22 protein-coding genes are annotated in these 21,440 nt (G+C 43.6%); 15 read left to right on the forward strand and 7 right to left on the reverse strand.

Translation table 11 applies throughout. From position 1 onward, the window contains the following. Positions 1 to 11: 11 nt before the first annotated feature. Positions 12 to 1,205 (reverse strand): chromate transporter, encoded by a 1,194-nt coding sequence (locus FED51_RS03240; RefSeq protein ID WP_053432268.1) that lies wholly within the window; start codon positions 1,203 to 1,205, stop codon positions 12 to 14. An 18-nt stretch (positions 1,206 to 1,223) separates the two neighbouring features. Then, positions 1,224 to 1,532, reverse strand: a complete 309-nt coding sequence (locus FED51_RS03245; protein ID WP_010896752.1) for a PadR family transcriptional regulator — start codon at positions 1,530 to 1,532, stop codon at positions 1,224 to 1,226. Positions 1,533 to 1,729: 197 nt separating this feature from the next. On the opposite strand from FED51_RS03245, the gene FED51_RS21000 reads away from it, so the two are divergent. Further along, positions 1,730 to 1,888 carry a hypothetical protein gene (locus FED51_RS21000; RefSeq protein WP_175414300.1) on the forward strand — a complete coding sequence of 53 codons (159 nt, stop codon included), beginning with the start codon at positions 1,730 to 1,732 and terminating at the stop codon, positions 1,886 to 1,888. Positions 1,889 to 1,953: 65 nt separating this feature from the next. Here the strand turns inward: FED51_RS21000 and FED51_RS03250 are convergent, their stop codons facing one another. After that, positions 1,954 to 2,508, reverse strand: coding sequence for a pyridoxamine 5'-phosphate oxidase family protein (locus FED51_RS03250; RefSeq protein WP_053432267.1), 555 nt, complete (start codon positions 2,506 to 2,508; stop codon positions 1,954 to 1,956). A 109-nt stretch (positions 2,509 to 2,617) separates the two neighbouring features. Between FED51_RS03250 and pdxR the strand changes: the two genes are divergently transcribed. The 3 genes from pdxR (at position 2,618) to FED51_RS03265 (ending at position 6,294) form a co-directional block, all read left to right on the forward strand. Beyond that, entirely contained in the window at positions 2,618 to 4,027 is a 1,410-nt protein-coding gene (pdxR, locus tag FED51_RS03255) for a MocR-like pyridoxine biosynthesis transcription factor PdxR (protein ID WP_053432266.1), read from the forward strand. 250 nt (positions 4,028 to 4,277) lie between these two features. Continuing rightward, positions 4,278 to 5,639 carry a cytochrome P450 gene (locus tag FED51_RS03260; RefSeq protein ID WP_053432265.1) on the forward strand — a complete coding sequence of 454 codons (1,362 nt, stop codon included), beginning with the start codon at positions 4,278 to 4,280 and terminating at the stop codon, positions 5,637 to 5,639. Between the two features lie 73 nt (positions 5,640 to 5,712). Beyond that, positions 5,713 to 6,294 carry a TetR/AcrR family transcriptional regulator gene (locus tag FED51_RS03265; protein WP_010896757.1) on the forward strand — a complete coding sequence of 194 codons (582 nt, stop codon included), beginning with the start codon at positions 5,713 to 5,715 and terminating at the stop codon, positions 6,292 to 6,294. Here the strand turns inward: FED51_RS03265 and FED51_RS03270 are convergent, their stop codons facing one another. The 3 genes from FED51_RS03270 to FED51_RS03280 are packed head-to-tail and all read right to left on the reverse strand — an operon-like array spanning position 6,295 to position 9,174. Beyond that, positions 6,295 to 6,900 carry a response regulator transcription factor gene (locus FED51_RS03270; RefSeq protein WP_010896758.1) on the reverse strand — a complete coding sequence of 202 codons (606 nt, stop codon included), beginning with the start codon at positions 6,898 to 6,900 and terminating at the stop codon, positions 6,295 to 6,297. It abuts the gene before it with no gap. Further along, positions 6,897 to 8,021, reverse strand: coding sequence for a sensor histidine kinase (locus FED51_RS03275; protein WP_053432264.1), 1,125 nt, complete (start codon positions 8,019 to 8,021; stop codon positions 6,897 to 6,899). Before FED51_RS03275 ends, FED51_RS03270 begins: the two co-directional genes overlap by 4 nt. Then, positions 7,999 to 9,174, reverse strand: coding sequence for a DUF418 domain-containing protein (locus tag FED51_RS03280; RefSeq protein WP_053432263.1), 1,176 nt, complete (start codon positions 9,172 to 9,174; stop codon positions 7,999 to 8,001). The genes FED51_RS03275 and FED51_RS03280 overlap by 23 nt, the downstream gene beginning before the upstream one ends. 458 nt (positions 9,175 to 9,632) lie before the next feature. Between FED51_RS03280 and FED51_RS03285 the strand changes: the two genes are divergently transcribed. The 9 genes from FED51_RS03285 (at position 9,633) to FED51_RS03325 (ending at position 17,764) form a co-directional block, all read left to right on the forward strand. Further along, the gene (locus tag FED51_RS03285) at positions 9,633 to 10,181 is read left to right on the forward strand and encodes a GNAT family N-acetyltransferase (protein ID WP_010896762.1); all 549 of its coding nucleotides are present in this window, start codon (positions 9,633 to 9,635) and stop codon (positions 10,179 to 10,181) included. Between the two features lie 131 nt (positions 10,182 to 10,312). Beyond that, positions 10,313 to 11,233, forward strand: a complete 921-nt coding sequence (yhfZ, locus tag FED51_RS03290) for a GntR family transcriptional regulator YhfZ (protein ID WP_053432262.1) — start codon at positions 10,313 to 10,315, stop codon at positions 11,231 to 11,233. A gap of 55 nt (positions 11,234 to 11,288) precedes the next feature. Beyond that, complete coding sequence (locus FED51_RS03295; RefSeq protein WP_010896764.1) at positions 11,289 to 11,636, forward strand: PRD domain-containing protein; 348 nt, start codon at positions 11,289 to 11,291, stop codon at positions 11,634 to 11,636. A 21-nt stretch (positions 11,637 to 11,657) separates the two neighbouring features. Further along, entirely contained in the window at positions 11,658 to 12,017 is a 360-nt protein-coding gene (locus FED51_RS03300; protein WP_010896765.1) for a DUF2620 domain-containing protein, read from the forward strand. 31 nt (positions 12,018 to 12,048) lie between these two features. Further along, positions 12,049 to 13,338 (forward strand): YhfT family protein, encoded by a 1,290-nt coding sequence (locus tag FED51_RS03305; RefSeq protein ID WP_010896766.1) that lies wholly within the window; start codon positions 12,049 to 12,051, stop codon positions 13,336 to 13,338. Positions 13,339 to 13,364: 26 nt separating this feature from the next. Then, positions 13,365 to 14,285, forward strand: coding sequence for a phosphotriesterase-related protein (locus FED51_RS03310; RefSeq protein WP_053432261.1), 921 nt, complete (start codon positions 13,365 to 13,367; stop codon positions 14,283 to 14,285). A 4-nt stretch (positions 14,286 to 14,289) separates the two neighbouring features. After that, on the forward strand, positions 14,290 to 15,405 hold the full coding sequence (locus FED51_RS03315; protein ID WP_053432260.1) for an aminotransferase class V-fold PLP-dependent enzyme: 1,116 nt from the start codon (positions 14,290 to 14,292) through the stop codon (positions 15,403 to 15,405). Positions 15,406 to 15,407: 2 nt separating this feature from the next. Beyond that, positions 15,408 to 16,568 carry a YhfX family PLP-dependent enzyme gene (locus FED51_RS03320; protein WP_053432259.1) on the forward strand — a complete coding sequence of 387 codons (1,161 nt, stop codon included), beginning with the start codon at positions 15,408 to 15,410 and terminating at the stop codon, positions 16,566 to 16,568. 2 nt (positions 16,569 to 16,570) lie between these two features. Beyond that, a complete protein-coding gene (locus FED51_RS03325; protein ID WP_010896769.1) occupies positions 16,571 to 17,764 on the forward strand; it encodes a phosphopentomutase in 1,194 nt (397 codons plus the stop codon). Positions 17,765 to 17,916: 152 nt separating this feature from the next. Here FED51_RS03325 and FED51_RS21260 read toward each other — a convergent pair whose 3' ends face one another. Continuing rightward, entirely contained in the window at positions 17,917 to 18,057 is a 141-nt protein-coding gene (locus FED51_RS21260; RefSeq protein WP_218973207.1) for a hypothetical protein, read from the reverse strand. A gap of 227 nt (positions 18,058 to 18,284) precedes the next feature. Between FED51_RS21260 and FED51_RS03330 the strand changes: the two genes are divergently transcribed. Together FED51_RS03330 and FED51_RS03335 are read left to right on the forward strand one after the other, a co-directional pair. Next, positions 18,285 to 19,130, forward strand: coding sequence for an AraC family transcriptional regulator (locus FED51_RS03330; protein ID WP_053432258.1), 846 nt, complete (start codon positions 18,285 to 18,287; stop codon positions 19,128 to 19,130). A gap of 324 nt (positions 19,131 to 19,454) precedes the next feature. Beyond that, a complete protein-coding gene (locus FED51_RS03335) occupies positions 19,455 to 21,365 on the forward strand; it encodes a beta-glucoside-specific PTS transporter subunit IIABC (RefSeq protein WP_053432257.1) in 1,911 nt (636 codons plus the stop codon). The last annotated feature ends 75 nt before the right edge of the window (positions 21,366 to 21,440 follow it).

The raw sequence follows: 21,440 nt of genomic DNA on the forward strand, positions 1-21,440 counted from the left end.
TTTTCGCTTGCTTACAGAAGCGACAATAAATAGCCACCGATAGCACCAGTTAGGACAATCACCCAAGGGGGCAGCTTCCAAAAAACGAGCATCGCGAATAAGAGGGCAGCAAAGGCAAAGTCGGTTGCTGATAAGATCGAACTCGTCCAGATTGGGTGATAGAGGGCAGCGATCAAAATTCCGACGACGGCTGCATTCACGCCCATTAACGCTCCTTTAACTTTAGGATTGCGGCGAAGCGAGTTCCAGAACGGCAATGTCCCTAAAATCAGGAGAAACGCTGGCAAGAAGATCGCCACTGTTGCGATGAGACCGCCTTGCCAACCATCAATGACGGCACCAATGTAGGCGGCAAATGTAAACAACGGTCCAGGGACAGCTTGGGCGGCACCATAGCCAGCAAGAAATTCGGCTTCACTTAGCCACCCTGTTGGAACAAATTCTCGTTCGAGTAACGGTAAGACGACGTGACCGCCACCGAACACGAGTGCTCCTGCGCGGTAGAAACTATCAAACATAGCAATCCAGCTTTGGTTGGTGAACTCTCTGAGGAGCGGTAGAGCGATCAAGAGCCCGAAAAACAACGTAAGGCAGACCGCTGCAAACCGGTGAGAAATCGGGAAGCTTGAATGCTCTAGCTTCTCATCGATCGTTTCGTTGCGAAAAAGAAGATAGCCCACGAATCCGGCAATCAGGATAACACCCACTTGCGTAAAGGCCGTTTGCCATAATAAAGTGAGAATTACTGCAAACAGGGCGATCGTTTTTCTTTTTACATCTGGGGTAAGGTTTTTCGCCATTCCTAAAATCGCATGGGCGACAACGACGACAGCAACGATTTTTAAGCCGTGAATCCAGCCTGCATCTTGAAATCCGAACGTAAGTAGTAGCAGGGCGAAAACGATTAAAGCAATCACGGACGGGAGGGTGAACCCAAGAAAAGAGACAACCCCACCCAATACACCTGCGCGCATGACGCCGATCCCAATCCCTACTTGGCTACTAGCTGGACCAGGCAAGAACTGACAAAGGGCGACTAAATCGGCATAGCTCTTTTCGTCCAGCCATTTTCTCCGGCGGACATACTCCTCGTGGAAATAGCCGAGGTGGGCAATGGGGCCACCGAATGATGTGAGCCCAAGCCGGGTTGACACGATTAAAATTTCGAGTAACGTTTTTATATTGTTGCCTTTTTGTACTGACATAGCTCCTCCCTCTTTTGCTTATTCTTTAATTTCTTTAAAAAGTTCATAAGCTTTGCTCCGTGCTTCCTTTAAGACGGATTCCCCTTTGGCAGTGGTCGTATAATATTTGCGAATCTTTCCCTCCACCTTTTGTTCTTGTTTTACTAATAGGCCGTCCGCCTCCATACTATGGAGAATCGGATAGAGGGTACCTGCACTCATGTCATATCCGTGCTCTTTCAGCTCTTCAAGCATCCATAATCCAAAGATCGGATGCTCCTTTGCATGGTGCAAAATATGGATTTGGATAAAGCCTAGGAATAGCTTCCGTAAAATTTTATCCTCCAAACGATCATCCCTTCCTATTATCGATATTCAATATCGGAATTCGATAATAAAACGATAACAAATTGACACTTGAATTTCAAAGGGATCGAGAAGAATTAACAACATCTTTACAAATGGATAAGCCAAAAAGACAGTAATAAATGGTGAAAATAAGGTATAGTTATCCAATCGAATGAAGGAGAGGAGGAGAATAACCAATGAATCTATTAAGTGATGTCGTTTTAAGACTCGCCCTCTCCATACCTGTAGAGCCAATTAATGAAATGGTAAAAAGGGGGGATCAAAAAGTTGGGTTTGTTGTTAGCTTTGCTTATCAGGCGGTGACAGCAGGGCTTGAACTGGTGATCAGTCGCTGATAGGAATGGTCACTAAGCGACGTTCTTAACAGTCGCTTAGCTGATTTTAACATACGGGAAATCGGTTAACGGCTATCTTTATCAACACTTACGTTTCGACCAGGATAAAACTTTAAGGACTCAATCGGTTCATTCACTTTCGCCGTTCGTTCACGGCAGCTAATTTTATAAATCGCCGTTCGACTACCTAACGACGAGCGGTATTTCTCTACGTGGCTCGCAGCGAGTGGTGAATGATAATAGCCGGGGACGTATTTATCTAACATTTGCTGCATGGCTTCGGTTCCTTCCTCTATCGCTGAAACGGGTTCGATCGTTCCGAAAATGATAACGCTCATGTAAGCCGTATCGGTGTGGGCGGGGACCGGAGACACGATCGTTCCGAGATCCTCACATATGGTAAAACACACTTCGGGATTTGCTTCGATCATCTTGATCTTTCTCCCTTCAGTTGCCCCATGAAAATAAATCGCGTGGTTATGCCAGACGAAATTTAATGGGATCACATACGGTTGATCGTTCGTTGAAAGCCCTAAAAATCCAGTTCTTGCTTTATTGAGAAACTCAGTGATTTTTTTCTCGTCCTTGCATTCTCTTTTCGTATAACGAATCGCGTTCATAAATAAACATGACCTCCTTAGAAAATTGTTATAATGAGTGTATAGCGTTGTTGACCTCTTCAAAAGGGACAAAAATAAAATATTTAATAGGGTCAGTAGGGAGGCAGAGATGATTCAAATCACCCCTTTTCTTGATTCAAAAAGGAAAACACCACTTTATGTTCAGTTGTATCAATATATAAAAGAAGGCATCGAATCAGGCCAGCTTAAATCAGACACATTTTTACCGTCTATTCGAGAGCTAGCTCTCCATTTACGTGTCAGTAAAAATACCGTGGAGGGCGCATATCAACAATTGATCGCTGAAGGGTATGTGGAAAGCATTCCGCGAGTTGGTTTGAAGATACTAGAGTTAGAAGCAACATTTTTGTGTGACAAAGGAGGCAAACAACTTCAAAATGTGACAATGGGTGAAATCCAACGAGAACATAAGTCGATAGAATACGATTTTGTTTATGGTGAAATAGACACGGCACACTTACCGCTAAAAGTATGGAAAAGACATGTGCAAGAGGTATTGAAGGGAGCGAGCGAAGAACTCTTGATGTACGGCGATCCCTTTGGTGATTGGCATTTACGCCAAGAGCTTAGCCACTATCTTTTGCAATCGCGTGGAGTCTCTTGTCGGCCAGAACAGATCGTCATTACGGCTGGTACGCAGCATGCGGTTAGCTTACTTTGTCAATTGTTATCTCTTCATGGCTCGACGGTTGCATTTGAAGATCCCGGCTATAATGGTGTACGATCGGTCTTTATTAATCAAGGCTGCCGCATCGCCCCGATTCCGATTGAAGCCGATGGACTGTCGCTCTCTCGTTTACATGAAAGCCATGCCAACATCGTCTATGTGACGCCTTCGCATCAATTGCCTTGTGGCATGATTTTACCCGTTCATAAACGCTCCTTGCTTTTAGAGTGGGCCTATGAGCATGAGGGGTATATCGTCGAAGATGACTACGACAGCGAATTTCGCTATCAAGGGCAACCGATCCCTGCGTTAAAAGCACTTGATCAAAACGAAAAGGTAATCTACTTAGGAACCTTTTCAAAATCTTTTCTGCCGAGTATTCGCGTCAGCTATATGGTTTTGCCTGGTGAGCTCGTGCCTTTATATCAACAGAAGCTGGCCAACTACAATCAAGCTGCATCACCGTTGATTCAACGAGCGCTCTATACGTTTATGAAGGATGGAGACTTTCAAAGACATATTCGCAGAATGAAAAAAGTATACCAGTCTAAACATCACACCCTATTGAAATCAGTTAAAACCTATTTAGGGGATAGAGTAACCGTCATTGGTGAAAAATCTGGATTGCACGTCTTGCTAAATGTCCATGGACGAGAAGATCATGAATTAATTGAAAAAGCGATGGCATGTGGCGTAAAAGTGTATTCGACGAAAACATTTTGGTATAATCCAAAAAATCAATGTTCATCGTTTATTATGCTTGGGTTTGGTAAGCTATCAGAGGAGGCGATAAAGAAGGGAATACGTCGATTACAACAAGCATGGTTTTAAATGGCTTGAGCTTATTAGCCTCAAATCATTTTTGGTAAAGAAAGTATAACTAGCGATGTCTAACGCAGGGCACAATCATCATTGGTCCGCAAGCTCATCATGATTCATTTTTAAGCGGGGGGGTCGCCCTTGTTAAGTAGTTTAAGAGGAAGTTGTTGACAAGACGAGGATACTCGCATTAAAATATGACTGACAGTCAGTCATATTTTGTTTACTGATTAAATCCTTTTACAAAGAAGGGAGCTAGACCATGCCAACAAACACGATGCCGACTGGTCCAAAAGGGAATCCTGTGCTAGGAAACACGATTGAATTTGGGAAAGATCCACTTCAATTTATTACGAGGTGTAGCCAAGAGTATGGTGAGATTGTTCGGTTAAGGTTTGAAAGGGAGAGGGACACGTTTTTACTTAATGATCCGAAGCATATTCAATATGTTTTCATGAACAAAGGTGGCGAGTTTTCGAAAGGATATCAGCAAGATCCGATTATGGGACTTGTCTTCGGTAATGGTCTACTCACGAGTGAAGGATCTTTCTGGCTCAGGCAGCGGCGCTTGTCACAGCCTGCGTTTCACCCGAAACGAATTGCTGATTACGCCGATACGATGGTCGGTTATTGTGAGCGGATGTTGAATACGTGGATGGACAATGATACAAGGGACATAAATGACGAAATGATGCAGTTGACGATGGCGATTGCGACCAAAACGTTGTTTGATTTGGATTTGCATAAAGGAGACACTAAAGAAGCAAGTCGCTCGCTAGACACGGTCATGACCGCTTTTAATGAGCAAATGACTAATGTTTTTCGACATGTATTGCATCTGATCGGGCTTGGAAAACTCGTTCCTCCTGTTAGTCGAGAGTTAAGGGAGGCGGTAGAAAGCTTAGATAAAATGATTTACTCGATCATAGAGGAAAGACGCAAACATCCGGGTGACCGAGGCGATCTCCTTTCAATGCTTATTTCGACCTATGATGAGGATGATGGTAGCTATATGACCGATCGACAGCTTCGGGATGAAATTATTACGTTGTTTTTGGCAGGCCATGAAACGACAGCGAACACCTTAAGCTGGGCGTTTTACTTGCTTTCTCAACATCCACACGTGGAAGAAAAGCTGTATCAGGAAGTATCAAAAGTTTTAGGGAATCGCCCAGCGACATTGGAAGATATGCCGAAGTTGTCCTACGCTGAGCACGTCATCAAAGAAACGCTAAGAGTTCAACCGACAGTCTGGTTAATTTCGAGGCGTGCGGAGAAGGATGTGACACTAGGAGACTATCATATTTCGGCTGGTTCAGAAATCATGATCAGCCAGTGGGGGATGCACCGAAACCCGCGTTATTTCAACGATCCTTTGACTTTCTTGCCTGAAAGATGGGATAATAACGATAACAAGCCTTCGAAATATGTATATTTTCCGTTTGGAGGCGGGCCACGGGTCTGTATCGGCGAACGGTTTGCGATGATGGAAGCCACGCTCATTATGGCGACGATTATAAGGGAGTTTCGCATGGAGCTTGTCGACGAGCTTCCGATTAAGATGGAGCCATCGATTACGCTGAGACCGAAACATGGGGTTACCATGAAGCTACGAAAACGATAAAATATTGAGTAGCTCCAAAAGGGTCTGTAGTGATCCTTTTGGGGCCACTTTTACCTAGCAGGTGATGGAGTCAATGAAGCAGCAAAAACTAGACAGGCGGGTGGAAATTCTCACGGTGGCGCGTGAAGTGCTCGCGGAAAAAGGACTAGAAGCGACAAAGGTATCTGAAATTGTGAAGCGAGCGGGGATTGCGCAAGGGACGTTTTATTTATATTTTGAATCAAAGAATGCTTTGATTCAGGCGTTAGCAGAGGAAATGATGGGTAAGGTGTTTGCCGCTGTGAGCCAAAGCCTTTTAGAAAGCAAGACGTTTGAACAGGGGGTTAAGCATGGGCTTAGGGCTGCCTTCTGTAGTATGAGTGAGTATTTGGATATATACAACATTCTCATCAATGGCTGTGCCGTTGTCGTAGCGGACCAAAAGGATTTGAGGACGCTGTTCGACCCCTATTATGAATTGTTGGAGACGTATATTGAAAAGTGGCAAGCGGATGGAGCCGTTGATGCCAAACTTGATCCGAAAATCACCTCAAGGCTGATCGTGTCACTGACCGATCAAGCCGTTGATGATTATTATATTCAAGAGTCTGCCACCACTGTTGAGACGTATATAGAGAATCTTACTCGGTTTGTGGTAAAAGCCCTTAAAGCATAATTAAATCCAGCCCTTTTCCTCCGCTTTTTGAATCGCTTGATGACGGTTTTCTACCTCTAGCTTTTGGATCGCGGTTGAGATATAATTTCGCACCGTTCCGTTGGTGAGGTAGAGAACAGTTGCGATTTGCTCTGTTGTTTTTCCGCCTTTCGTCAAGCGAAGGACTTCCTGTTCCCGTTCTGTTAAAGGATTTTCTTCTTTTAAGAAGAGGTGCATCGCTAAGTCAGGGCTTAGTACGCGCTCTCCGTTCATCACTTTATGAATGGCCTCGACGAGAAATTCAATCGGTTCGTCCTTTAAAAGATACCCTTCCACTTTTAAATCCATTGCTTGCTGTAAATAGCTTGCTCGGGCAAAAGTCGTGACAATCATCATTTTACAATCCCACTCCTGCTCACGAATCCTTTTTGCCACTTCGAGACCTGTCATATTTGGTAGCTCAATATCGAGAATGCAAAGGTCTGGCTGATGCTTTTCAATTGCAGCAAGTGCTTCAAGGCCATTCCGTGCTTGAGCCACAATCTTTATATCGTCCTCTAGCTGCAATAGAGCGGTCATAGCACCGAGCAACATCGTTTGATCTTCGGCGATGACGATTCGAATCATAGGGTAGCCCCCCTTTTGGCGTTGTGTATCGGTATGGTCATGGTGATGCTCATACCTCCATTGGGTAAAGACGTAAGACAAACGTTCCCTTGTAGCAAGTGAATCCGTTCGCGAATGGAGGTAATTCCGTTTCCTGTTTGCATTTGATCGATTTTTCCAATCCCATTATCAATCACTTGTAGTTTGTACTCGTTGTTTGCATATTCTTTTACAATGGTACAATGGGTCGCTCTGCTATGTTTGATAATGTTGGTGACCGCCTCTCGAAGGGAGAGGGCCAGCATGCTTTCGGCGACTTTGAGCAACTGTGGTGTGGCGCCTTCTTGTTTCACCTCAAGGGTTATGTTTTGCAAGCTAAGAATCTCCTTTGCATGACTGACTTCCTCTTCTAATGATACAAATTTCATCGTCGTTACGAGTTCACGCACCTGTTTGAGGACGCGGCGTGACGTATTCATAACCTCCGTCATTTCTTTTTTCGCTTGATCTGCATCCTTTTCCACGAGACGAGTAGCGAGCTGACTTTTCATTGTAATCATCGTTAAGCTTTGTCCGAGTGTATCGTGGAGGTCACGAGCGATACGGTGTCGCTCTTCTTCTTGGATATACCGTTCAAGTTTTTGATTGGCTGTGTCGAGCTCCTCCTTTAGCAACTTTGACTTCTCACGAATGCGAATCATGAATGGCAGCACCAATTGCAAAATCAAAATCGGGAGCTGCACAGGAGAATAGAAAGTAAACCAGTGACCGTAGAGGGCATAGGCTGTGCTAATGTGCATGGCAAAAAGGCCAACGATCCCTATCCACATGAGTCGCTTCGCGTGAGCTCGACCTAGAAAATCCGAGACAATAAAGCCGTACAGTAACAGCCAAGGTTTATAAAAGATCGCGAACAGGGCAAAGATGGAACACGCAGTAAGCGCAGCAAACAGCAGTCGTATGTCTTTGTACCATAGCATCATGTAATAGGTGAACAGAAAGGCTGCTAAAAGGCTGAGGCTCACGCCGATGGGAACTGGGGAGTCTACGCTCAAGACGTTGTAAAAAAGGGATACGATAACAATGACGTCAATGATTAAATAGGTATTGATCTGGTCTTCAGGATAAATCTTTCGAAACATGTTTTATACTCCTTCGCGGGAGCCCCGCCAAATATTTACGAGCGATCTCCATCGGGCCTAATGTGAAGAAATGGTGCCATACCGTAGCAAAACTAGCGAGCAGAACGGAAATCAAGAGCCAGATCGTCACGACGGTAAGCGAATTGACACTACCACCTAAACCGAACCCCCAACCGTAAAAGATGATCGAGGCGAGAATGTTTTGCAAGACGTAGCAACTTAGCGCCATTCGCCCAATATCCTCTAGACGCCCCCAAATCCACAAATGCTTGCTTTTCTCGAAAATGAAAGCGATTAGCGCCATATAGCCGAGAGATAAAATCGGAGCAAAAAGATAACGAACAGGGAGGTCAAAAATGCCGCCGGGAACAAAAATCAACAAATTAAGCGGAATCCCTACGTACATCCCAACGGCCAATAGTTTACGCCTAATTCGCTTGCCATGTTGATCCGGCGAAAATGCACCTGCACGCATGAGAAGTACACCGCTCAAAAATAAAAATACATTCATCGGCAAAACAAAGATTGCTTCACTTCGTAGTATCCAAAAATGGTTGATTCGGTACAGAAGTTGCTCAAGCCAAGAGCCATGCTGATAAAGGGCGATGGTGTGCTCCATCGAACCTAATGCTAGTGTCCCTCCTGATAAATAAATCAGTACACTTACGAGTAGGATCAATGATACAAGTAACAGATGAAAACCTCCAACCCATTTCAACGCCCGTTTAATTGCTTGATCTCCTCGTTTGACGATGAATGAAACGATGATCGCTGTAAGGGCATAGCTCATTAAGATGTCATACTCCATCACAAGCGTGAAATGGAGAAGGCCTTCCAGAAGCAAAATAAGCGATATCCAGATGTACATCCCAGGCCAAGGGGAGCCATGACGTAAAGCCTGACGATATTTTAATTCTAACCCAACTCCGAACATGATCGTCAATAAACCGAGAAATTTACCGTTCACTAAAAATAATACTAAAAGTCGAATAAAATCGTCAGATGATGCCCACCACCGGGAATGATCATAAGTAAGTACGTAAGACAGATCCCCTAAGTAAGCAAACAGCCAGATGTTCGTGCCTAACGTTCCTAATATCGCGAAGCCTCGTAAAATATCAAGTAATCGGATGCGTGATTGTCCGTTCAACATGGTTGAACCTCTCCTTTTTCATATAAATGGATGATGCTCTTATTGTAGCGAGGGAGAAAGGCTAAACCTATTCACATTCATCAACAGTTTCATATGACAGTTGTCATGAATCCTAAAGGAGATGTGGCCAAGGTGACAGAAGATAAAATACTTGATTGTTTCGCCGATGGGGCTTTATACTAATGATAAGAAAATGGAAAAAGGAGGGTGTCCACATGAAGAAAAGATCGCTTGTTTTTTTAGCAAAAGGCGTCGGGCACTCGACAGCTGTTTTCTTTCAAACTGCGAATCACGGGAGAAGTATGTCCAATAGCGAATAAGCGACTTTGATCCTAACGATTCGTCAGAGGATATTGTGGAAAAACACCACAGGTCGCTTTCCTGTGGTTCACATTGTACGCTCAACACCACAGGATGCCTGTGGTGTTTTTTACTTTTGTAAAAAGGAGAGGAAGGACATGAAACGCGAAGGTGAAAACATTGTCGTAAAGCTAGCCAGCGTGGAGGACGTGGAACAACTATTAGCACTTGAGGTACGAAATAAAGAGTTTTTTCAGCAGTTTACAGGTTTAAGAGATTCAGCGTTTTATACGTATGAAGGGCAAAAGGAGCGAATCATCCGTGAAATGGAGGCTGCGAAAGCCGATACAGGGTATCTCTTTCTTATTTGTTTGAAGGAATCTGATGAGGTGATTGGGGAGGTGAGCCTAACAGAGGTGGTTCGCGGGAATCTCCAAAGTTGCTGGATCGGGTATTTTTTAGACAAGGTTCATAACGGAAAAGGCTATATGACAGAAGCGGTTAAGCTCGTAGTCGATTATGCGTTTACTGAGCTGGCCTTTCACCGAATAGAAGCAGGCGTCATGCCTCACAACATCGGCTCCATCAACGTGTTGTTAAAAGCCGGATTCCAAAAAGAAGGACTTGCGAGGAAAAATGTGAAGATCAACGGTCGCTGGGAGGATCACCAAACGCTAGCCATCCTAGAAGGTGAAACAGTGTCCTGATGATGTTTGTGGAGAAAAGGGACAGTATGATGTCCCTTTTTTAGAAAAAGCTTGTATTATGAAGTAGAGCATGATAGATTAGACGTATACAATATACTATAATTTGTACAATGGAGATTAGGTGTGACTGTATGTTAGAACACTTTTATTCTAAAAGCGGAATAACTTTACAACGAGTGGCTGAAGAACTGCTCATTTGTGATCTTGGTGAGCGGATTCCTAAAATCAGTGACTTAGCAGAAAAATTCCAAGTCGGCCGGGGAACGATTCAGACGTCTTTGAAAAAGTTAGAAGAAGCTGATTGTATTAAATTGGAGTCTAGAGGTCACCTTGGAACATTTTTGCGAGAAAAAGATACGGTCAAGCTTCTCCAATATTCTGGGCTTGAACGGATTATTGGCGTTATGCCGCTCCCTTACTCGAAGAAGTATGAAGGTTTAGCCACAGGTATGACGGCACAATTTGAGCAGTTAAGCATTCCTTTAAACATGGCGTTTATGCAAGGCGCACATCCTCGACTTGAAGGGGTAAAAGAAGGACGCTATGATTTTGCGATTGTCTCAAAATTTTCCGCGCTCCATGAATTAAATAATAACGAAGGGGTTATACTTTCCCTTTCCTTTGGCCCGCAAACCTATCTATCTAGCCATGCAGTGATCTTTTCGGATGAAAAGGCAAAACAAATAGAAGATGGAATGAAAATAGGGGTGGACAAAAATTCATTGGACCAACAAATTTTAACCAATGCAGAGGCCGAAGGGAAAAAGGTGGAGTTTGTCCAACTAAATTATATGCATTTATTAGATCATTTAAAAGCGAACACCATTGATGCGACGGTCTGGAACATTGACGAAATTGGAGTAACACCGTTTAATGTTCAGCCGCTTACATCAGAAACCGCTTTGTCGTATGAAACAGAAATGACGGAGGCAGTCGTTGTCATACGTGAGGATAACAAGAAATTAGATTATATATTAAACCTCCTATCGTTACCGACTATTAGTGAAGTGCAAGCAAAGGTCGAAAACGGGGATTTAATACCAAAGTATTAATCCTCGGTTTACTTTATAATTAAAGTACAAAATACTGTATATTGGAGGGTTTGGATTGCAATCGTTAAAAGCCCGTCTCGATGTGTTAAGAGACACAAACACAATCACAGAGCGTGCGAGTTTGATTGCCGAACGTACGGTGGAACAATTCGTCACAGATGAGAATGCAGACTCCTATACGATGCTCATTACTCATTTAGCGATGGCTGTCACGCGAATCGACAGGCTGGAGCCGCTATCTCCTCCACCTGAGAGTATTATGAAGGAAATTTACGAGTCTCGCGATCTAGAAGAGGCAAAACGAAGGGTGGCCTGGATTGAGGAAACAATGGGGGACACGCTTCCACAAGAGGAAAAAGAGTTTTTGATTATGCATTTTGTTAGCGCTTTAAGTATGAACTAAACCCAGAAGGAGTGGAATTTGATGAAAATTGTCATTGGTGGTCAAGTGGATAAAAAGGAGATTGAATCATTAATTCAAGAAAAAGCTGGTGAGCGTGTGGAAACAATTGTGAAATCGGACCTCGACGCGGCCATGGCGATCAAATCTAATGAGGCAGATTACTATTTTGGGGCATGCCATACTGGTGGAGGAGGGGCATTGGCCATGGCGATCGCCATTCTAGGAAAAAATCGTTGTGCTACCATCTCTATGCCAGGTAAGCCTCCAGTTAAAGAAGAGGTTGATAATGCGGTACAACAGGGCGCGAAGGCTTTCGGATTTACAGGAGATCATAAAGAGAGAGCAGTTGAGTATTTGATTGAATCTCTTTTGAAGCCATAAGAAGGCTACAACTTAAAAGGGGGGCAAAACCATGCTAGAAATAATGTTGATGGTTTGCATCGGTGCATTAGCTGCAGTGATGGCAAATTTGGGGATTGCAGTGTTTAATGATGGGATTCGACCAATCGTGCCAGAAAATTTGGAAGGAAGGATGACAAGAAAAGAGCTCGGGGTAACAGCTTTTGCTATGAGCTTTGGACTTGTCATTGGGTTCGGTATACCTATTTCTATTGCTGGCAGTATTATTTTGATTCATAGCATATTGCTTGGGTCAGATATTATTGGGTTGGCTTTGGATCGAGGGAAAGTGAAAACAACGATTGCTGCAATTATCGGTGGATTATATGGGGCGGGTATCTATATGGGGTTGCAAGTTGTTGTTGATCTTTTTACGATGCTTCCTCTCAATTTTGTTGATGCTTTTAATAAAGTAGGCGATCCAGTCGTCGTCTCATTTATGGTGTTCCCAGCTATAGCGATTGCGCTGCAATTTGGCGTAAAAAAGGGAATTATTGCTTTTGCTATTGCCGCTTTTGCCCGGCAGCTCATTGTTTTTACCAACGGAGCAGAATTGATCAAAATTGGAAGTACTCCTGTTGTTCTTAGTCCTGAAGGAATCGCGCTCGTCGTTGGAATGTTTCTATTAATCTTTTTTGCGATGAGAGAGAAATCAGAGGAAACGAATTTATCAACATTAGCAACATTGTTTACGGATCGGGTAGCCCGGATTAAAAAACATCGCTGGATCTTAATGTTGAGCGGTGGACTTGTTGCCGCGGCTACAAATCTATTACTAATCGCCGGTGACCCGATTTCACTTAACTTGTTAGCTGAAGGGAAAATGTCGGAAGGGGGAATCGCCGCGCTGGCAAAGGCGATTGGCTTTGTACCTCTTATCGCAAGTACTGCTATTGCAACAGGGGTTTACGGTCCGATTGGATTTACCTTTGTTTTTGCAGCTGGTATTTTCGCCCCAAACCTTGGGATCGCTTTATTAATTGGTGCGCTTATCATTTTCCTTGAGATCCAGTTGTTGACAAAATTAGCTACCTTCTTAGATCGCTATCCGGGGATTCGAGCTTCTGGCGAAAATATCCGTACTGCAATGTCGAGAGTTTTGGAAGTGGCGCTTTTGATCGGTGGTGCAAACGCGGCAGATGCGATTGTCCCTGGTTTCGGATTTTTTGCAATTGCTGGTTTCTATCTCATTAATGAAATTGCTGGTCGGCCGATTGTACGTATGGCGATTGGACCAGTGGGAGCAATCATTGTCGGAATTGTTGGAAACCTGTTAGTGCTACTCGGGTTGTATACTCCTTAAAATTAGTGAGATAAAGGGTGGAGCGCATGTATATTGAAACGGTTCGCGGCAAAATCAAGCCAGAAGAGTTTGGTGTCTGTGCATGTCACGAGCATCTTCATATCGATTTGAGCAGAATTAAAAATGATTCAGATACTGCCCTAGTAGAGGTGGCTCTTGTTTTAAGCGATTTAAAGAGTTTTGTATCTCATGGAGGCCAAGCCATCGTTGATGTAACCAATGATGGTATGGGACGGGATGTGGAGAAGCTCGTTGTAATGAGTGAGGCGCTAGACTTGCACATTGTTGCTAGTACAGGGTGTTACAAAGATCCATTCATCCCAGAAGAAAAACAAATGTGGACACGGGAGCAATTTGCTGAGTGGATGATCGATGAAATTATGTATGGAATTTCGGGGACGACCGTGAAGCCAGGGGTCATAGGTGAAATCGGAAGCAGCCTGAATGAATTTAAACCGGTTGAGCTTGAACTGTTCTATGGAGCGATTGAAGCAGCAAAAACAACGAAACTCCCTCTCTCCACTCATACAACATTAGGCACGTTAGCAATGGAACAAATTCGCTTATTTGATTCAGAGTCCTTGCCATTAGACCAAGTGATCATTGGCCATCAAGATTTAAATGATGATGACGAACAGGTTTTAAAGGTTCTTAGCACAGGCGCCTATGTGGCCCTCGATACGATTGGTAAAGAAAATTACCGATCAGATGAAGCACGTCTCAACTCGCTGCTTCTCTTTTTAGAAAAAGGCTATGAAGATCAACTCCTCCTTTCAAGTGATGTAACGAGGACCTCTCACCTTCTCGTACATGGAGGACAAGGATATGATGTTGTACTAAGATCGTTCATCCCGAAATTAAGGGCTAAAGGTGCAGATGAGGCAACGATTCAGAAATTGCTAGTAAAAAACCCACAAAAAGCATTTAGCATCAAGAAAGAAGGCTAAAAGAATGACAAACGAACAATCCTCCATTTTAAAAAACATGACAGTAGAGGAAGCAACGCAACTTCAACACCGACTTGTTGATGAAATTTCTAAGGAATTTAGCAATAATGAATTTTTCCAAGTAGGAGATGTAGGGTTACACCCTGGTTACAAAAGACCAAAAATGACGGCGAAGGTGGAACATGTATTACAGCAAACATTCGATGCAGAAGCCTGCGCGCTCGTCCGTGGAAGTGGTACTGGGGCCATTCGTCTCGTCCTTAGTGTATTGCTCGAACCGGGAGATGCGTGCATCGTTCATACGGGCCCTATGTATCCGACGACAAAGGAGACCTTCCGCATGATGGGGATCCAGCCCGTTGCGGTTAATTTTAATAAGCCTCAGTCTATTCTAGAGGCGCTCAAACATCATGAAGAGGCCAAAGTTTTTTTTGTTCAGCATGCTCGTCAACAACCGACCGATACGTATGACCTGCGTGAAGTGATTCATTATGTTAAGCAACATCGGCCTGATTTACCGATAGTTGTCGATGATAACTATTGTGCCATGAAGATGAAAGGGATTGGTGTGCAATATGGTGCCGACTATTCGACATTCTCTGGGTTCAAACTGCTAGGACCAACCGGGATAGGCATCATTTTAGGAAAAAAATCAGGTGTTGAGCAAATTCACGTCCGCAATTATTCAGGGGGCGGACAAGTACAAGGCTTTGAGGCCCATGAACTCGTGCGCTCGTTAGTCATGGCTCCTGTGATGCTCGCTTTGCAAAATCAACAAGTGGAAGAACTTTATACCCGTTTAAATCAAGGTGAAGTCAAAGGGTTAAAACAGGTCTATGTGACAAACAGTCAATCAAAAAATGTCATTGTGGAGTTGGAGAAGCCGATAGCTGAGGCGGTTATTCGCTCAGCAGCTACCTATGGTGCTGCCACATACCCTGTGGGCGCCGAATCAAGATTTGAGCTGTTGCCGATGATTTATCGTGTGTCAGGGACATTCCTTGAAAAAAGACCAGAGTTAAAAGCATACGGCCTTCGAATTAACCCTATGAAAGCTTCAGCGAGTACAGTCATCCGAATTTTAACTTGTTCCTTAGCGGATGCTGCGAGGGATTGTTAATTATGTTCTTACCGATGACGTTAAAACGAAATGAGGGGTTAATTCGGGCAGCTGTAAAGCTTCACCAAGAGGGAAATATCCCTGCCAATACGTACGTGGTAGATTTAGATTCTTTTGAGTCTAACGTGAAAGTGATTCAGCAAACAGCAAAGCGATATGACGTGAGCTTGTATTATATGACAAAACAGCTTGGTCGCAGCGGTTTTATCGGTCAGATCATTGAACAGCAAGGAATAGAAAAAGCTGTGGCTGTTGACATTGATGAAGCCATACAACTAAAGGAGCGGTCTTGCCAGATTGGCAACATCGGTCATATCGTTCAGCCTAGTAGGTCGCAATGGAAGTTCGTTCTAACAAAGCTAAATCCGGAAGTTGTTACGATCTTCTCATATGAACGGGCGAAGCAGTTATCTGAAGCTGCTGTGAACGTAGGAAAAGTACAAGACGTTATATTACGAATTGTATATTCTCATGATGCTGTTTTTCCCGGGCAATATGGTGGGTTTTTAATAGAAGAGTTAGAAGGGCAATTACAAAAGTTGCAACGACTTAAAGGAATTTCAGTTGTCGGCATTACAAGTTTCCCAATCTTTGAACTAAACCCGGACAACAATGATTATCAGTTTACTCCGAATATGACATCCTTGCTTCAAGGGAAAAAATTACTTGAAGCCAGTGGGATTCAAGTAAAACAAGTGAATGCGCCAAGTGCCACTAGTTGCCGAACAATTCCAATGTTGAGTGAAATAGGGGTAACGCATGGGGAACCGGGACATGCGTTGACAGGAACGACTCCACTCCATGCGTATCAAGAAGATTTGCCGGAAGTTCCGTGCATGGTCTATGTCTCGGAAATCTCCCATATGGACGACACCCATGCTTATACGATTGCTGGTGGCTTTTATTCTCGCTCCGGGATGGAAGGAGCCCTATTTGGAGCTCATGCGGATGCTGTTGTTGCCCAGCGAGCAAAGGTGGATCTCGTCTCACCGACAAACATAGATTATTACGGTGCACTTGACCGATGCAAGGAAATGAATGTAGGCGACTCGGTTATTTATGCCTTTCGGACACAAATTTTTGTTACTCGTGCCCATGTTGCGTTTGTTCGAAACATTAAGCAAAAACCTGAGGTAGTGTACTTTCAAAAGAGGGGGATGTAACGGTGAAAAAGGTGACATTGCTCGTATTAGACGGATTTGGTGTCGGTGCAATGGCCGATTGTGAAAAAGTGAAGCCAGAAGATGTGAACGCCAATACGTACAAGCATTTACGTGAAGCTGTTGATATTCACATCCCCACCCTTTATCAGCTCGGACTTGGAAACATTGTCGATCATTTAGACACAGCGAGAGCAGCGTATGGTAGATGTGATTTGGCCCATCATGGGGCAGATACGTTCATGGGCCATCAAGAATTAATGGGAAGCAAGCCTGGGGTACCGCAAAAACGGTTAATGAGCGAAGTAGGAGCAACGATTAAAAAAAATTTAGAAAAACACGGATATGATGTGAGGGATCCTGTGGAGGGTGCTCCTGTTTTATTAGTGAATGAAGCTGTTGTAGTCGGCGATAACTTAGAATCAGAAGTAGGGAATATCATTAATGTTGTTGGTGATTTCCGTAAGCTGTCGTTTGAGCAAACGATAGAAGTTGGAAAAGTGGTCCGCAGCTCGGTCGACACAAGTCGGGTCATTGTCTACGGAAATAAAGAAAAAACATCGATTGACCTTATTTTGTCAACGATAAAAGAACGACATCCAGGTCAATGGGGGGTAGACAGTCCAAAGGCAAACGTCTATGGTGAAGGGTATCAAGTACTTCACTTAGGTTATGGTGTAGACTACGAAAAACAATTTGCACACCTTGCAGAGAAACAAAGGCTTCCTGTTTATCGGATCGGTAAGACAGCCGATGTGATTCAAGCGAGTGGCTATCACAATCCTGTTGTTTCGACACGGAAAGTGCTTGAGGTTTATCAGCATGAATATAGCAAAAGTGAACGGGATTCTGTTTTTCTAGTTAATGTGCAAGAAACGGATTTGGCAGGGCATAAGGAAGATTGTTTGTGGTATAAAGAGGTCATTGAGGAAGTGGACCGATTTTTGGCTTCATTTATTGACGAATTAGATGAGGAAGACCTGCTTATTATTACAGCAGATCATGGGAATGATCCGACCATCGGCCATTCAAATCATACACGAGAACAAACGCCAGTGATCATAGTAGGACCTCAAGTACGGCCAATATCGATTGGCACGAGACAGACGATGGCTGACCTCGCGGCAACAATGGCTGACTATATGGGGGTAGCCCCACCACAGTATGGAACGAGTTTTTTACACCAGATTCTCAGATGATCATAAAGCCCCCTCTTCTTTCGTAGTAGAGGGGGTACATTTGATAAAAAGAAAAAAGGATGGTACTACAACTTTGTTTTGAGCGGTGAATAGGAGTGCGGATCTATTGTTGCATTCGTTATGTCATCGCCTACTTGGTTCAAACTTAGAATTTAAAGAGATGGAATCATCATACGTCCTAATTCGTCTGTGAGATTTTGAATGTTTGGAAACTGAGCCTTTGCCCTGTTGGCGGCTTCTGTCATCGACAGCTGAGCTGCAACGATTTGTTTGCCGCGGTGAATGCTCGCCAAGCGTGATAGTTCTTGAAACACGATTTCGTGATAGTCTGTGACATGACCATGTAAAAGAAGGTCGAATGTGTTTGGAATCACATGTTGCTTGGGATTGTAGTATGATTATACAATGATTTTCAGGTCTCGCAGCAATGAAATGAATTAGATCCGATGAAACGGTGCATGGAAAGTCGGATGGAGAGCGGATTCCCTTGATATTCTAAATGAGCAGGGAGGTGATTGAGATGGATTGGCTTAAACGAATGAATGGAGCGATGACCTATATTGAAGAACATTTAACGGGAGACATAGATTATCGTGAAGTGGCAAGAATCGCTTGCTGCTCTGAATATCATTTTAAACGGATGTTCTCCTTTATCGCTGGTGTGACCCTGTCGGAATACATCCGACGCAGACGACTGACCCTTGCCGCCTTCGAGTTAACAAACAGTCAAATGAAGGTGATCGATGTAGCAGTCAAATATGGCTATCACTCACCGGATGCGTTTACAAGGGCGTTTCAGAGCGTGCATGGCATCACACCAACAGAGGCAAGAAGCAATGGACATTCATTAAAGGCGTATCCAGCAATGACCTTCCACATTTCAATCAAGGGAGGAATCGAAATGAATTACAGAATGGAACAGAAAGAGGCATTTCGAGTCGTCGGAATGAAGAAAAGAGTCAAGCTTGTTCATAGAGGAACGAACACAGATATTACCGATATGTTGGGAACGATTAGCGACGAAACGTACATGCAGATTGAAAACCTGTCTACTCTTGAACCAGGAGGAATTCTTAATGTATGTACCAACTTTTCTGAAGGGCGAGAAGACGAAGGAGAGCTGGATTATTATATCGCGGCAGCTACGACAAAAAAATGTCCAGAACATTTAGTCGAGCTTGAGATTCCTACTTCTACATGGGCTGTGTTTACCGTCAAAGGTTCATGGGAGGACGTGCAAGAAATGTGGGGCCGGATTTATTCGGACTGGTTCCCGACTTCCGATTATGAGCATGCCGAGGGTCCAGAAATTCTATCCAGTGCAAATGAAAAAAGTGAAATTTGGATTCCAGTTGTGAAAAAATAACCAAATGAACTTCTAGGGAATGGCTTTAAGGCTGTTCCCTTGTTAGTTAAATTATTCGTTCAAAAAGGCTTTAGGAGAAAGCGCTTAATAATTTTGGTGAAAGCGTTGACATTCGAACGAGCATATAGTATATTTTAGCTAGTAAATGATAAAGGTCTATAAATCAAAAGTCCTTTCTCTCAATTGAATATGTGAAGGAATGTTACCTCTTTTGGGCATAACCTGAACTGATTTGAACGCATACTGTCGATTTTTCGGCGGGTGTGATCAGATCGGATCAGGTTTTTTTTATTACAAAAATCAAGTAGAAAGTAGGGGGTATTGATGAAATACGAGCAATTGGCTAAAGACATCATTCAACATGTCGGTGGAAAAGAAAATGTTATCAGTGTCGTCCATTGTATTACACGTTTGCGTTTCAAGCTAAAAGATGAGGGGAAAGCGAATACGGATGTGTTGAAAAACATGGATGGTATTGTCACTGTGATGAAAAGCGGTGGTCAGTATCAAGTTGTCATAGGCAACCATGTCCCTGATGTATACAAAGATGTAGTTGAAATTGGTGGCTTCCAGAATCAAGCTGAGACAGAGACGGAAGATGAGGAAAAGTCTAAAGGGCTGTTCAACAAGTTTATTGATATTATTGCTAGTATTTTTACTCCAGTCCTCGGTGTATTAGCAGCAACAGGGATGATCAAAGGGTTGAATGCGTTATTTCTCTCGACAGGGGTGTTGGAAGAGGCGAATGGCACATATCAACTCTTACATGCAGTAGGGGATTCGCTGTTTTATTTTTTCCCAATCTTTTTAGGGTATACGGCAGCGAAAAAGTTTGGCGCGACACCCTTTATCGGGATGGCGATTGGTGCATCGCTTGTCTATCCAACGTTAGCGGTGCTCACTGAAGGGGAGCCGTTGTATACGCTCTTTACTGGAACGATTTTTGAATCACCTGTCCACATTACGTTTTTAGGGATACCTGTTATTTTAATGAGCTATGCAACCTCTGTAATTCCGATTATTCTTGCGGCTTATTTTGCTAGTAAGGTTGAAGCAAGGCTAAGAAAGATCATCCCGGATGTTGTAAAAACGTTTTTAGTTCCGTTCTTTACGTTGTTAATTGTCGTTCCTCTCACGTTCATTGTCATTGGTCCAATTGCTACATGGGCTGGGCAGTTGTTAGGTCAATTTACACTTTGGGTGTATAACCTTAGTCCAATCATTGCTGGTGCATTTCTCGGTGGTTTCTGGCAAGTGTTTGTCATCTTCGGGCTTCACTGGGGGTTGATTCCCATTGCGATTAACAATCTCGTCGTGCAAGGTTCCGATCCAGTGTTAGCGATGGTTTTTGCAGCATCTTTTGCGCAAATTGGTGCCGTTGCTGCGGTATGGCTTAAAATTAAGCAACAAAAAGTGAAGACACTTAGTGTGCCGGCGTTTATCTCGGGGATTTTCGGGGTGACAGAACCAGCCATTTACGGAGTGACTCTTCCGTTAAAGCGCCCGTTTATTATTAGTTGTATTGCAGCAGCTGTTGGGGGAGCGATCATTGGATTGTTCCGCTCTCAAGGGTACATTATCGGAGGGCTAGGAATCTTTGGGATTCCATCCTTTCTTCATCCTGCGGACGGAATGGATGCTGGTTTTTGGGGAATCGTGATAGCCGTAGTCGTTGCATTCGTCTTAGGGTTTATCTTAACGTACTTGTTCGGTTTAAAAAGCGGCAATGCCTCCGATGAACAAACCGAAACAAAGGCTCATACTTCTACGGGTACTGGTGAGAAAGAGGAGATTTCGAGTCCATTCAATGGAAGCGTTATCACTTTATCCGAAATTAAAGATGAAGCTTTTTCGTCAGGAGCACTTGGGGAAGGGATTGCGATTGAACCATCCGAAGGAAAACTTTTTTCTCCAGTGTCTGGGATGGTTACAGCTCTTTACCCGACCCATCATGCGTTAGGCATTACAACGGACAGAGGGGCCGAGTTATTGATCCATATTGGACTTGATACGGTGCAATTAGAAGGGAAGTTTTTCACAGCCCATACGATTCAAGGAGCTCAAGTTGAGAAAGGTGACTTACTTATTGAATTTGATATAAAAGAAATTAAAGCAGCTGGTTATGCGGTAACAACGCCCGTTATTGTGACCAATCATAAACAGTATGGTCAATTGGTTCTAACGGATGAACAGCAGGTGAACGCAGGCGATCGTTTACTTGAGCTCACTCGTTAAAGTTTTGTCGGAATAAACGAAGGAGGTGTCTTCAGGTGAAGCGTCTTCCTTCGATTTCTCTATAACATTTTTATA

Source organism: Halalkalibacterium halodurans (genome assembly GCF_005671335.1).
Classification (GTDB): domain Bacteria; phylum Bacillota; class Bacilli; order Bacillales; family Bacillaceae_D; genus Halalkalibacterium; species Halalkalibacterium halodurans.

Excerpts from the sequence above, each read along its gene's own strand:
- FED51_RS03240 (WP_053432268.1), bottom strand. The coding sequence starts at position 1,205 with ATGTCAGTACAAAAAGGCAACAATATAAAAACGTTACTCGAAATTTTA.
- FED51_RS21000 (WP_175414300.1), top strand. The coding sequence starts at position 1,730 with ATGAATCTATTAAGTGATGTCGTTTTAAGACTCGCCCTCTCCATACCT.
- FED51_RS03250 (WP_053432267.1), bottom strand. The coding sequence starts at position 2,508 with ATGAACGCGATTCGTTATACGAAAAGAGAATGCAAGGACGAGAAAAAA.
- pdxR (WP_053432266.1), top strand. The coding sequence starts at position 2,618 with ATGATTCAAATCACCCCTTTTCTTGATTCAAAAAGGAAAACACCACTT.
- FED51_RS03260 (WP_053432265.1), top strand. The coding sequence starts at position 4,278 with ATGCCAACAAACACGATGCCGACTGGTCCAAAAGGGAATCCTGTGCTA.
- FED51_RS03265 (WP_010896757.1), top strand. The coding sequence starts at position 5,713 with ATGAAGCAGCAAAAACTAGACAGGCGGGTGGAAATTCTCACGGTGGCG.
- FED51_RS03270 (WP_010896758.1), bottom strand. The coding sequence starts at position 6,900 with ATGATTCGAATCGTCATCGCCGAAGATCAAACGATGTTGCTCGGTGCT.
- FED51_RS03275 (WP_053432264.1), bottom strand. The coding sequence starts at position 8,021 with ATGTTTCGAAAGATTTATCCTGAAGACCAGATCAATACCTATTTAATC.
- FED51_RS03280 (WP_053432263.1), bottom strand. The coding sequence starts at position 9,174 with ATGTTGAACGGACAATCACGCATCCGATTACTTGATATTTTACGAGGC.
- FED51_RS03285 (WP_010896762.1), top strand. The coding sequence starts at position 9,633 with ATGAAACGCGAAGGTGAAAACATTGTCGTAAAGCTAGCCAGCGTGGAG.
- yhfZ (WP_053432262.1), top strand. The coding sequence starts at position 10,313 with ATGTTAGAACACTTTTATTCTAAAAGCGGAATAACTTTACAACGAGTG.
- FED51_RS03300 (WP_010896765.1), top strand. The coding sequence starts at position 11,658 with ATGAAAATTGTCATTGGTGGTCAAGTGGATAAAAAGGAGATTGAATCA.
- FED51_RS03305 (WP_010896766.1), top strand. The coding sequence starts at position 12,049 with ATGCTAGAAATAATGTTGATGGTTTGCATCGGTGCATTAGCTGCAGTG.
- FED51_RS03310 (WP_053432261.1), top strand. The coding sequence starts at position 13,365 with ATGTATATTGAAACGGTTCGCGGCAAAATCAAGCCAGAAGAGTTTGGT.
- FED51_RS03315 (WP_053432260.1), top strand. The coding sequence starts at position 14,290 with ATGACAAACGAACAATCCTCCATTTTAAAAAACATGACAGTAGAGGAA.
- FED51_RS03320 (WP_053432259.1), top strand. The coding sequence starts at position 15,408 with ATGTTCTTACCGATGACGTTAAAACGAAATGAGGGGTTAATTCGGGCA.
- FED51_RS03330 (WP_053432258.1), top strand. The coding sequence starts at position 18,285 with ATGGATTGGCTTAAACGAATGAATGGAGCGATGACCTATATTGAAGAA.
- FED51_RS03335 (WP_053432257.1), top strand. The coding sequence starts at position 19,455 with ATGAAATACGAGCAATTGGCTAAAGACATCATTCAACATGTCGGTGGA.